The sequence below is a fragment of the Burkholderia gladioli genome, assembly GCF_000959725.1.
Lineage (GTDB): Bacteria > Pseudomonadota > Gammaproteobacteria > Burkholderiales > Burkholderiaceae > Burkholderia > Burkholderia gladioli.
Window position 1 is genome coordinate 2,204,088 of record NZ_CP009322.1, and the last position, 12,179, is coordinate 2,216,266.

Annotated in this window: 10 protein-coding genes; 4 read left to right on the plus strand and 6 right to left on the minus strand. The window is 68.8% G+C overall.

The features are described from left to right. Nucleotides 1–745 precede the first annotated feature (745 nt). The 4 genes from BM43_RS09830 to rrtA form a co-directional block, all read right to left on the minus strand. Nucleotides 746–2,029 (minus strand): RNA polymerase sigma factor, encoded by a 1,284-nt coding sequence (locus BM43_RS09830; RefSeq protein WP_036055704.1) that lies wholly within the window; start codon nt 2,027–2,029, stop codon nt 746–748. A gap of 247 nt (nt 2,030–2,276) precedes the next feature. Next, nucleotides 2,277–2,672, minus strand: coding sequence for a YciI family protein (locus BM43_RS09835; RefSeq protein ID WP_036055703.1), 396 nt, complete (start codon nt 2,670–2,672; stop codon nt 2,277–2,279). Nucleotides 2,673–2,794: 122 nt separating this feature from the next. Continuing rightward, nucleotides 2,795–3,148 carry a YciI family protein gene (locus BM43_RS09840; protein ID WP_025100977.1) on the minus strand — a complete coding sequence of 118 codons (354 nt, stop codon included), beginning with the start codon at nt 3,146–3,148 and terminating at the stop codon, nt 2,795–2,797. A gap of 75 nt (nt 3,149–3,223) precedes the next feature. Continuing rightward, nucleotides 3,224–3,904 (minus strand): rhombosortase, encoded by a 681-nt coding sequence (rrtA, locus tag BM43_RS09845; RefSeq protein WP_052409292.1) that lies wholly within the window; start codon nt 3,902–3,904, stop codon nt 3,224–3,226. Between the two features lie 176 nt (nt 3,905–4,080). Between rrtA and BM43_RS09850 the strand changes: the two genes are divergently transcribed. The 4 genes from BM43_RS09850 (at nt 4,081) to BM43_RS09865 (ending at nt 8,842) form a co-directional block, all read left to right on the plus strand. Continuing rightward, on the plus strand, nt 4,081–6,018 hold the full coding sequence (locus BM43_RS09850) for an ExeM/NucH family extracellular endonuclease (protein ID WP_042286606.1): 1,938 nt from the start codon (nt 4,081–4,083) through the stop codon (nt 6,016–6,018). 510 nt (nt 6,019–6,528) lie between these two features. Next, nucleotides 6,529–6,912 (plus strand): ElaB/YgaM/YqjD family protein, encoded by a 384-nt coding sequence (locus BM43_RS09855; RefSeq protein WP_013690956.1) that lies wholly within the window; start codon nt 6,529–6,531, stop codon nt 6,910–6,912. A gap of 64 nt (nt 6,913–6,976) precedes the next feature. Further along, on the plus strand, nt 6,977–7,564 hold the full coding sequence (locus BM43_RS09860) for a BPSL1445 family SYLF domain-containing lipoprotein (protein WP_036036882.1): 588 nt from the start codon (nt 6,977–6,979) through the stop codon (nt 7,562–7,564). A 225-nt stretch (nt 7,565–7,789) separates the two neighbouring features. Beyond that, on the plus strand, nt 7,790–8,842 hold the full coding sequence (locus BM43_RS09865; RefSeq protein ID WP_036036879.1) for an AI-2E family transporter: 1,053 nt from the start codon (nt 7,790–7,792) through the stop codon (nt 8,840–8,842). Nucleotides 8,843–8,956: 114 nt separating this feature from the next. On the opposite strand, the gene BM43_RS09870 is transcribed toward BM43_RS09865, so the two are convergent. Both BM43_RS09870 and BM43_RS09875 read right to left on the minus strand, forming a co-directional pair. Further along, complete coding sequence (locus BM43_RS09870) at nt 8,957–9,385, minus strand: hypothetical protein (RefSeq protein WP_017920515.1); 429 nt, start codon at nt 9,383–9,385, stop codon at nt 8,957–8,959. Nucleotides 9,386–9,571: 186 nt separating this feature from the next. Beyond that, a complete protein-coding gene (locus BM43_RS09875) occupies nt 9,572–11,686 on the minus strand; it encodes a TonB-dependent receptor (protein WP_042286620.1) in 2,115 nt (704 codons plus the stop codon). Nucleotides 11,687–12,179: the final 493 nt, after the last annotated feature.

Sequence of the window (12,179 nt, forward strand, 5' to 3'; positions counted from 1 at the left end):
CGCGTGCCAAACCGGGCTCCGGGGCGAAAAACGCGGGACGAGCGAAGCCCCGCCGCGTTTATGCGCAGCGCCAAGCACCTGAAACAACTGGGAAAATTCAGTACATCAACGCAACGTCGCAGCGGATCAGCTCGGCATGGCCGTATTCCCCCTCAGGAATAAAACGTGCGTCTCGGTCGATCGGGTTAATTCTTTTGTATGACAAAAAAAGGCTACAACAAAGCACGGCAAATTGACAATTACCATCGGAACGAATTTTACGAATTCGACAGGAAAAGCGATTGCGAGACCTCCGCGAGCCGAATAATAGGCACCTCAAATTTTTCAATTGAAACAATCGGGGAATGAGACAAATCGAGACTCGATTGAATTGAGCCGTGCCTTGTTCAATTGTGCGGATACAGCAATTACGCCGCGTCAAGGCAATGGATAGGCCCATGGCTTGTTCGTCGCAGTGCAGCGAAGGGCGGGATGCGCTCGCGCGAGGGGCAATGAACACACCCGGCCCCGGCACGGCGTTGTCGTGCCCTTGCAACGGATGCACGCGCTGGATGTGCATGTCGATGCGATCGCTGTGTCGCGACAGGGCAACTGTCGGTGATGCGCAACAGAGAGCCGATCGAAGTGGTTCGGGGGGCGACCGATGCGCGTGCCGCATTCCATCCGGGCAAGCGTGGACGGCACGCGGCGCATGCCAGCCGTCGAAGAGGAGCGGGCCGTCGCAGCGGACGGCCCCGCCCCGCGCTCAGCGCCTCGTGACGGGCAGCGCGGCGGCGCGCGCGAGCAGCAGTTCGCGCTCGCGCGCATTGCGCGTCAGGTCCGCTGCGCGCAGCCATTCGGCACGCGCCTCGTCGTGACGTTCGAGCCGCGCCAGCAGGTCGGCACGCACGCCCGGCAGCCAGGGATAACGCACCAGCGCGGGATCCCCGGCCAGCGCATCGACCAGCGCCAGCCCGGCCGCCGGGCCCGCGGCCATGCCGACCGCCACCGCGCGATTGAGCGCGACGACCGGCGAGGGCGTGACCTCGGCCAACGCGTCGTAGAGCGCGACGATACGAGACCAGTCTGTATCTTCAGCCGTCCGCGCCTGCGCGTGACAGGCGGCCAGCGCGGCCTGCAGCGCATAGGGACGGCGCGCGCCGCCCAACGCACGCGCGCGCTCGAGCGCGGCCAGCCCGCGCCGGATCAGCAGCCGGTCCCAGCGGCCGCGGTCCTGGTCGAGCAGCAGCACCGGACGGCCAGCCGCATCGATGCGTGCATGCATGCGCGAGGCCTGCAGTTCCATCAACGCCACCAGCCCATGGACCTCGCTGTCGCCAGGTGTCAGTTCGGCCAGCACGCGGCCCACGCGCAGCGCCTCGTCGGTCAGGGCCGGGCGGGTCCAGTCGTCGCCGGCGGTGGCCGAATAACCTTCGTTGAAGATCAGGTAGATCACCTCCAGCACCGAGCCGAGCCGCGCCGCGCGCTCGTCGTCGCGCGGCACCTCGAACGGCACCCGAGCGGAGGCGAGCGTGCGCTTGGCGCGCACGATCCGCTGCGCGATGGTCGGCTCGGGCGTCAGGAAGGCGCGCGCGATCTCGTCGGTCGACAGGCCGCCGAGCAGCTTCAGCGTCAGCGCGACCCGCGCGTCCCTTGACAGCACCGGGTGGCAGGCGATGAACACCAGCCGCAGCAGGTCGTCGCCGATATCGTCCTCGCGCGCGGCCTCCAGCGCCTCGGCCACGTCGGGCGCGACCCAACTGCCGAGCGTGTCGAGTTCATGGCCGAGCTGCTCCTGCTTGCGCGTGTGGCGCGTGTCCTGACGCAGCCGGTCGAGCGCGCGGCGCTTGGCGGCCGTCATCAGCCAGGCTGCGGGATTGTCGGGCACGCCCTCGCGCGGCCAGTGCTCGAGCGCGGCCACCAGCGCGTCCTGCGCGACCTCCTCGGCCGCGCCGACGTCGCGCAGCATGCGCGTCAGGTAGGCGACGATCCTGGCCGATTCGATCCGCCACACGGCTTCGATCGCGCGCGAGGCCGCGGCGCCCGTCATGCCGCGGCTCCGCTCGCGCGGGCCGGCGGCCGGTTGTCGATGCGCTGCTGCACGGCTGTCTCCTCGGGGCATCGGCCAAGCGCGGCCGTGCCCGGTATGCACTCCGAATGAATGCGCCGTTGGTTCTTGGGATCGACGCCGGCATGCGCAGGATGCGTCGTGCTCGTCTCGCGCCCGGCCCGGCGCGCCGGTCGCCTGGATATCTACCCGGAGGCCGGCCGTGTCGCGCCGCGACCGGGCCCTTGCCTCAGGCGCGCGCCTTGCGATCGAAGTAGCCGCCCGGCTCGAAGTCCTCGGGCTCGAACAACTGCCGCACCTCGATCGTGCCGTCGTCCTCGCCGAACGGCGAGGGAAAGCGCCGCGACCATTCGAGCGCCTCCTCGCGCGAGCGCACCTGGATCATCGTGTAGCCGGCGATCAGCTCCTTGGTCTCGGCGAACGGCCCGTCCAACACGGTGCGCCGCCCACCCGCATGCTCGACGCGCCAGCCTTCGTCGCTGGGCCGCAACCCGGCCGCGTCGAGCAGCACGCCCGCCTTCGCGAGCTCAACGTGAAAGACCTCCATCGCCTCCATCAGCGCCTGGCCGGGCCGCATGCCGGCCTCGCTCGCGCGGGTCGCCCGCACCATGATCATGAATCGCATCGCTTCGTCCTCCGTTGGTCGTGGATCGGTGCCGCGCCGTCTGGCGGGCTCCTGTCGCTACGACGCACGAGCCGACACGATTTCGACATCGCCTCGGGAAAACCACGAGCGTGCCGCTGCCGCTACAGGAAACAGGGGCCGAGCTCGCGAACCTCAACCGTGCACCATTCGGCCGCCGGACAGGTCTTGGCGATCGCCACCGCCTCGCCCTCGGTCGCCACGTCGAGCAGGAAGAAGCCGCCGATCATTTCCTTGGCCTCGGCGAACGGGCCGTCGACCACCCGCGCCTCGCCGTTGCGGACCTGCACGCGCGTGCCCTTGTCCTCCGACACCAGCGATTCGGCCGCGCGCAGCACGCCGCGCGATTCCAGCTCGCCGGCGAAGCGCAGCATCCGCTCGTACAGCGCGCGCCCCTCCTCCTGCGTGCGCTGCGCGCGCTGGCCGACGGGTTCGGCAATCAGAAGCATAAAAGCCATGATCTTCTCCGGTGATCGAACGGTGGACCAAGCAGCGCGGCAATGCGAATGAGCGCGGCGCCGGGCCCGAGCCGCCTATTCTGGGCGCGCGTCCGGCGAGCGTCCATCAGGGCCGGCCCACTCGCGAACGATGCGCCAGGCCGCGGCGCCGGCCAGCCACAGGCAGGCGGCCGCGATGCCGGCCAGGTGCCCCTCGACCCGCACCGGCCCGCCCAGCCAGGCGGCTTCGGCCGCCGGTGAGCCGACGACGGCCTGCCAGCCGACCCTGGCCAGCACGGCGAGCAGCAACAGCCGCGCCGGCCAGCCCTGGCGCGCGAGCGGCGCCAGCCCCAGCACGGCCAGCGCATAGATCACGCCCGACAGGCCCACGTAGTGCGCGACGCCGGGCGCGCCGGCCCACAGCAACAGGCCGCTCGAGGCTGCCAGCCCGGCCAGGGTCGGCAACGCGCGCCGGCGATACGCCATCAAGGGCATGCAGACCGCCAGGCAGGCCAGGTTCAGCGCCGCATGCCGCCAGCCCAGATGCACGAAATGGCCCGTGACGAGCCGCCAGAGCTCGCCGCCGCGCAGCGCGGCGCGATCGAAGGCGAGCGCCTCGCGCCAGGCCGGCGGCAGCGCCTGCAGCAAGGCGATCGCCAGCCCGGCCACGAGCCAGCCGCTCCAGCCGCCCCAGCCGGCCAGCGCCTCGCGCCCGGCGCCCGGCACGACCGGCACGACCGGCGACGCGCGCCCCGCCACCCCTTCCAGCCCCTCCATGCCCGCCTCCCTTGCCTCGACCGACGATCCAGCCCAGGCCCCAAGCGTACCGGCGCCAAACCTCGGGCACATCCTGGCCGAATGGCCAGGTTTCGCGGCGTCCCGCGAATCATTACATTTCACTGTCACCATGCAAACGTAATCTTCTCGATTCCTTTCATAATCATAAAAATCCCATGACACTAGCCATTCCGCGTTTCCTTCTCGTGTCGCTGTGCACCGCGCTGGCCACCCTGCCGGCCCGGGCCGCCGTGGTCAGTGCCGCCTGCGGCGACCCCGCCACGCCGATCGCCGAGATCCAGGGCAGCGGCGCGCCCTCGCCGCTCAACGGGCAGACGGTGTCGATCGAGGCCGTGGTCACCGCCGATTTCGGCGGCACCGACGGCTTCGGCGGCTTCTTCGTCCAGCAGGACGACAGCCGGCGCGTCCACCAACCCGGCGTGTCCGAAGGCCTGTTCGTCTACGCGCCGAAGCTGCGCGCCAAGGCCGGCGACATGATCCACCTGAGCGGCAAGGTCGAGGAGAAGTACGGCCAGACGCAGCTCACCCTCGCTGGCGCGATCGCCGTCTGCGCGAGCGGCCAGAGCGTCACGCCGGCCACCCTGACGCTGCCGGTCGCCGATCCGAACGCGTTCGCCGCCGTCGAGGGCATGCTGGTGCGGGTGCCGCAGAAGCTGACCGTCAGCGAGGTCTACGAGCTGGGCCGCTACGGCAGCGTGCTGCTCTCGAACGGGCGCCTGCCGGTGCCCACCAACGTCGCCGCGCCGGTCGACGCGAAGGCGCAGGCCGCCGCCAACGCACGCAACCGGCTGATCCTCGACGACGGCTCGAACAAGCAGAATCCGCTGGCGGTGCCCTACCCGGCGCCGGGCCTGTCGGCCGCGAACACCTTGCGGGTCGGTTACACGGTGGAGAACGTCGAGGGCGTGATGGAGAAGCGTTACGACGCCTGGCGGCTGCAACCCGTGCCCGGCACGGCCGCGCCGAGCTTCGACGCGAGCGCCAATCCGCGCGGCGAGGCGCCAGCGCGCCATGCGCAGGCCGATCTGCGGGTCGCCTCGTTCAACGTCCTCAACTACTTCAACGGCGACGGCAAGGGCGGCGGCTTCGACGCGCCCGACAATCGGGGCGCGCCCACCTACAAGGAGTTCCAGCGCCAGGAAGCGAAGATCGTCAAGGCCATCACGGCCTTGCAGGCCGACGTGATCGGCCTGATGGAAATCGCCAACAACGGCTACGGCGAACTGAGCGCGGTGCGCCAGCTCGCGGCCCGGCTCGGCGACGGCTGGCGCGTGGTGGATCCCGGCACGGAGAAGCTCGGCGGCGACGCGATCAAGGTCGCCCTGCTCTACAACAGCCGCTCGGTCGAGCCGATCGGCAAGCCGGCCACGCTCGCGATCGACAACAAGAACCGCCAGCCGCTCGCGCAGACGTTCCGGCGCATCGGCGGCGCGCGCGCGGTGACGGTGGTGGTCAACCACCTGAAGTCGAAGGGCTGTACCGACGCGAGCGGCGGCGATGCCGACCAGGGCGACGGCCAGAGCTGCTGGAACCCGACGCGCGTGCGCGCCGCCGGCCTGGTTGCCGACTGGCTGGCCGGCAATCCGACCGGCGTGGACGGCGCCGGCGTGCTGCTGATCGGCGACATGAACAGCTACGCAAAGGAAGATCCGATCGCGCTGTTCGAGGCGCGCGGCTACGTGAACCTGGCGGCGCGCTTCATCGGCGCGGGCGCCTACAGCTACGTATTCGGCGGCGAGACCGGCTATCTCGACCACGCGCTGGCCTCGGCCTCGCTGCTGCCGCGCGTGAAGGCCGTGCACGAATGGCACATCAATGCCGACGAGCCGGTGGTGCTGCAGTACACGCTGGCCTACAAGAGCGCCGAGCAGCAGAACAGCTTCTATGCGCCCGACGCCTATCGCTCCTCGGACCATGACCCTGTGGTGGTCGACCTGGCGATGGCCGATGCGCCGCCGGCCGTCGACGACAGCGCGGCGGGCCCCGGTGCCGCGCCGGGCAGCAGCGGCGGCGGCAGCGCCGATCCGTGGCTGCTGCTCGCGCTCGGCGCGGGGGCGGCGCTCGCCTGGCAAGCCAGGCCGGGCCGCCCCTGAGTCGCCGGAACCGCGAAGGAATGCCGGGCGAGCGGCTCGCCCGGCAAGGGAAAAAACTACAAACTCGCCAGTTTCTTCGTGCAAAAAAGCACCATCGGCCCACAATTTCGCGGCAAATGTGAAATTCCGTCAAATCCGGCCGGGACGGGGCCCGGCACGCGCCATGCGAGGCGCGCCGGGCGCCTGTCGCCGATCACGCCTCGATGGCGTCGCGATCAGGCCCGACAACGCCCGGCGGGGATCTCGCAACTCGCGCGCCCGTTGTCGACCGGCCTTTCCTGCCGGGTCCCGCCACCCGACGAACGGAAAAATCTACCGCTGTGGAAGCTTCCGTCGAAAGCGCCACGAAAATTTGTTTCATTTTCGCAAGCCCCTGTCGCGAAAGGACTTTTCCATCGGGGGGCGCGACATGGCACGCGAGTTGCGAAACTCGACGGGAGAATGCGAATCACACCCGAGCAGTGTCTCGCACCATCGACCCTTTTCTCGATCGTAAGGAGAACGACCATCATGGCACTCACGAACAGCATCGAAGACAAACTCGACCGAGGTTTCACGGAGCTGCGCCGCACCGGCCGCCGTGTGGCGCGCGATGCACGCCACAACGCCCACAACCTCAATGCCGACGTCAAGGACGACGTCCGCTCGCTGGTCGAGGAACTCGAAGATCTGTTGAAGAAGGAAGACGCCGACGTCGAATCGCTGCGCAAGCGCCTGCACGGCCGCCTCGCCGAAGTGCGCGGCACGCTCGACGACGCCACCGACGACGCGCTCTATCGCCTGCGCGCGCAGGCCGACCGCGTCTCGCAGGCGGTCCACGAAAATCCGTGGCAGACCGCCGGCGTGGTCGCCGGCCTCGCCTTCGTCGCGGGCCTGCTGCTCGCGCGCCGTTGATTCGGCACACCGCCCCCTTTGGCCAACACGTAAAAATCCAACCTTCAACGAGGGAGAACAAACCATGCGTCAAGCACTTGTGATGAAAGCCGCCGCCGCCGTCGTGATCGGTGGTCTCGCCCTGGCCGGCTGCACCACCACCCCGCCGAACGAACCGCAAAGCGCCTCGGCCAATGCGTCGAAGCGCCAGGCCATCAATTCGAGCGTCGACGCGACGCTCTCGCGCCTGTACACGACGGTGCCGGGCTCGCGTGAGCTGGTCGCGAAATCGCGCGGCGTGCTGGTGTTCCCGAGCGTGCTGCAAGCCGGCTTCATCCTCGGTGCCCAGACGGGCAACGGCGCGCTGCGCGTGGGCGGCAGCACCGTCGGCTACTACAACACCTCGTCGCTGTCGGTCGGCCTGCAGGCGGGCGCGCAGTCGAAGGCGGTGATCTTCCTGTTCATGACGCAGGAGGCGCTCGACAAGTTCCGCAGCACGGACGGCTGGTCGGCCGGCGCCGACGCCTCGGTGGCGGTCGTGAAGATCGGCGCGAACGGCGCGGTCGACTCGAACACGGTGCAGTCGCCGATCGAGGCGATCGTGCTGACCAACGCCGGCCTGATGGGCGACCTGTCGGTGAACGGCACCAAGGTCACGCGCATCAACCCGTAAGGGCAAGGCGCCGTTCGCGGCGCGCCTGCCTGACCCGCGCCGCGGACTGGCTCCGCGGCGTTTTTTTGCCCGCGCGCCACGGCCGCGCGGCAGCCGCCGCCCGGCCTTCCCGCATCTCGCCGCGCTACCCGGGCGCCGCGCTTGCAGGCATACTCGCGGGAATTCGAAATTTAGCAGCGAAGGCGCGCAGGCGCCCTCGCCCAACCGGGCCGTCCGAGCGACCACATGGAAAGCGGCAAAGACCACCAAAAATTCTTCCACCTGCTGCTGGCGATCGTCACGATCGGCTTCTGCTGGATTCTCGTGCCCTTCTTCGGCGCGATCTTCTGGGGCACGATCCTGGCGATCCTGTTCCAGCCCGTGCAACGCTGGTTCGCCGCGCATTTCGGCAAGCGCCGCAATCTCGCCGCGCTGGTCACACTCTCGCTGATCGTGCTGATCGTGATCCTGCCGCTGACCTTCGTGGCCGGCACCCTGGTGCAGGAAATCGCCTTCGCCTACCAGCAGATCAAGGCCGCGCAGCCGAACATGACGGGCTGGTTCCAGGAGATCGTCCACGCGCTGCCCGCCTCGCTGCAGCGCATCCTGCACAGCTACGGGCTGACCGACATCGCCGGGATCCAGAAGAAGCTGACCGACGGCGCGGCCGCGATCAGCCAGTTCGTCGCCGCGCAGGCGTTCAGCATCGGCCAGAACACCTTCCAGTTCATCGTCAGCTTCGGCATCATGCTCTACCTCGTGTTCTTCCTGCTGCGCGACGGCGGCGAGATCGGCCGGCGCGTGCGCCGCGCGCTGCCGCTCGACGAGGATCACAAGCAACTGCTGCTGACCAAGTTCACGACCGTGGTGCGCGCCACGGTGAAGGGCAACATCGCGGTGGCGATCGTGCAGGGCGCGCTGGGCGGCCTGATCTTCTGGATCCTCGGCATCGAGGGCGTGCTGCTGTGGGGCGCGCTGATGGCCTTCCTGTCGCTGCTGCCGGCGATCGGCGCGGGGCTGGTGTGGGCGCCGGCCGCGGTCTACTTCGCGGTCACCGGGCAGATCTGGAAGTGCGTGATCCTGGTGGCCTTCTGCGTCGGCGTGATCGGCCTGGTCGACAACCTGCTGCGCCCGATCCTGGTCGGCAAGGACACCAAGATGCCCGACTGGGTGGTGCTGATCTCCACACTCGGCGGCATGGCGCTGTTCGGCATCAACGGCTTCGTGATCGGGCCGCTGGTGGCGGCGCTGTTCATGGCGAGCTGGGACATCTTCGCGCGCGCCGACCAGAACGGCTGAGCCGGCCGCGCACGCCCGGCCACGGGGCCGGAAACGACAAGGGCACGCGGATCGGATCCGCGTGCCCTTGTGTCTTTTGCGCCGTCGCGCCGGCGCCCGGTCGAACGAGTCGATCTAGTCGAACTTGAACTGCATGTCCTTGACCACCGCCTGCTGCCCCCACACGAAGGAGCACACGCGCCCGGTCTCGACGCTGACCGCCTCGCCGCCCTTGCCCTGCGTCTCGGTCAGCGGGTGGCAGCCGCCGGTGATCGTCACGGTTCGCATGCCCTGCTTCGAGAGCGGGAATTCATTGCTGTCGTCCTCGGGCACCGTGTGGGTGAGCGAGACGTTCTCGACGTAGTCGTCGGGCAGCATGAACACCGGCGCGTCGTCGACCCACAGCGTGTAGTAGTCGTGCTTGAAGGGCGTCTGCTCGATGCAGAGCTTGGATTTGTGGCTGCCCTGCGTCTGCGTCTGGCAGAGCGGCGCGGCCAGCGCCGCCGTGGCGCCGCCCAGCAGCAGCGCGGCCACGCCCGCGCGCAACGCGTCTCGTGTCTTCATGTTTTTATCCCGGAATAAGAGGCCCTGTGGAACGGCCAGGCACGTGGCGCGCGCGGTGAAACCACCGCGTGCGCGACATGCGCTGCCGCGATCCGCCTTCGGTACGTCTTCGGCGGCTGCCATCTTACCTAAGTCCGGGCGCCCGCCAAAGCGGGCTCGAGCCCTTCCTCGACGCGCGGGCCGGGATCAGAAGGTGGTGCGCAGGCCCACCATCACGCTGCGCCCGCCTTCCGGCGCGATATCCCGCACCACCGAGCTGGCGTAGCGGATCTCCTGGTTGGTGAGGTTGTCGCCGCGCACGTAGGCCAACCAATGGGTCGAGCCGACATGGAAGCGATAGCTCAGCACCAGGCCCAGCGAAGTGTAGCTGTCGGTGGGCAGGTCGTTGTCGGGCACGCGATGCTGGGCCCAGGCGTGGGTGAGCTGCGCGCGCGCGCCGAACGGCCCGTAGCCGTAGTCGGCCGCCAGCGAAGCGCGCAGCGGCGAGATCCGCGGCAGCGGCTCGCCCGTCTCGGCGTTGCGCGCATGCGTGTAGTCGCCCGTCAGTTCGATGTCCAGACGATGCGCGCCCTTCTCGAAGGCGCGCCACTTGCCTTCCCATTCGAGCCCGTAGAACTCGGCGCGCACGCCGCGGTAGACGGCTTCCTTGAGCGCGTCGTCGGTGCCGGGCGCGACCACCTCGCCGTCGTCGTCGACCAGGCGCCCGGTGTTGAACTCGGTCAGGTAGTTCGAGAAGCGCGTGTAGAACACGCCGATGCTGCCCTTGTTCGGACCGGCCGCGTAGCGCAGCGACAGGTCGGTCGAGACCGCCTTCTCCTTCTGCGCGCCGGGCGCGCCGATCAGGTACTGGCCGGTCGCGTCGTGCGGGCCGTTCGCGTAGAGCTCGTAGAAGGTCGGCGCGCGCTCGGTGTAGGACACGCTGCCGGCCAGCGACCACACCGGGTTCAGCTTGTAGAGCGTGCCGAACGAGACGCTGCCGGTATTGAAGCTGTGGCCGCTCGCGCCGGCGAAGCGCTCGTTGCCGGCCGGCGTCGGATCGAGCTTGACGTGCTCGATGCGCCCGCCGAGGCTGAACTTCAGCGCCTGGGTGGCCTGCCATTCCTCGAGGCCGAACAGCGCCACGTTGGTGGTCTGGGTGGTCGGCACCAGGGCCTCGTCGCCGAGTGCCGAGAAGGTGTTCTGCGAGACCTGGATGCCGAACGCGCCCTCGAACGGCCCGATCTTGCGATGGCGCGCCTCGATGCGCGCCTCGTAGCCGTGGTTGCGGAAGGTGGTGCTGGTCTCGCCGTTGTCGATTTCCTTGTGTTCGTAGTCCGTATAACCGAAGTCGAACTTGAGCTGCGAGATCGGGCCGGACAGGTTGCGGATCTCGGACGAGGCCGCCAGGTGCTGCTGGCGCATGCGCAGCCGCACGTCGCTCTCGGCCACCGAGCCGTAGTTCGATTCGAAGCCGCTGTACGACAGGCCCGCGTAGCCGTCGGCCCAGGTGTAGGCGCCGCCGACCGCGCCGCCGTGCGAACGGCCGTCGCTGTTGGGGATGCTGCCCGAAGCCTCGCTCGCGTCGGGGCCGTCGAGCGCGCGCTGGCGGTCCGAATGCGCGAAGCCCGGGATCCGCAGCTTGCTGGTCTCGCGATCGAAGGCATCGACGTGGAACGCGAAGCGGCCGTTGCCGCCCTCCACCAGCGCGGCGCCGGCACGCGCGTCGTTGGCGCCGCCGTAGCTCGCGTCGACCGCGCCCGACACGCCCTTGATCGCCTCGCGCGGAATCCGGTTGTCGATGGTGTTGACCACCCCTCCGATCGCATTGCCGCCATAGAGCAGCGCCGCCGGCCCGCGCACGATCTCGACGCGCTCGACCGTCAGCGGGTCCTGCGGCACCGCGTGGTCGTAGGACAGCGAGGAGGCGTCGAAGGCGGCCACGCCGTTCTGCAGCAGCCGGATCCGGTCGCCGTCCATGCCGCGGATGATCGGGCGGCCCACCATCGGCCCGTAGGTGGTGGTCGACACGCCCGGCAGCCCGTCGAGCGTGGCGCCCAGCGAATCGGCGCGGCGCAGCGCCAGCGCGTCGCCGCCGATCGAGGCGGTCGGCGAGATCAGCTCGGTGTCGCCGATCGGGTTCGCCGTGACGAACACCGGCGCCAGCGTGGGGGTGGGCGTGGCGATGGCGGGCACCGCGGCAGGCAAGCCCGTCGCGCCGTTCGCCGCCGACTGCGCATAGGCCAGGCTGGCGACGAACATCAGGGTCAGGGGAGGCAGCCCGCGCGCGGCGGACAGGGATCGAAAACGGGCGGAGTCGCGCATGATGAAGGTGGTTGTCGTGAAATGAGCCGGAATGCGCCGCCGGCTGATTCGCGCGACGTTATAACGTATCATCGCGAATCCGTGGTTCGCCGTATCGATTCGACGTCATCCACGCGACCGGGCCGAGAGAGAGGAGCTCGGGGTCGGAAGAAGCAGCACTCGGATATGTTATATCATTTCAGAATGTAACAACAAGCACGGACTTCGAAAGATTCATGAATAGATTTCGTCATCGAGGGAAATGCCCGCGCGAGCGCGCGGATCAGGCGCCGCGGGCGATGAGGGATCGGGAAGGAAGGTCGAGGGATGCAAACGCGCCGCTCGGGCGCAAGACTCCGTAAGCCTCGTTAATCACGCTTAATCGCGCGAAATTGACTCTACGGCGGCGCAGCAGAAGAATGAAGTCTGTCTCGTGATCATCTTCCGGCCACCCCGGTACACGGTGATCAGAGGCGGCCAGACCTCCAGTCATACCCCCCTCTTGACTGGGAAT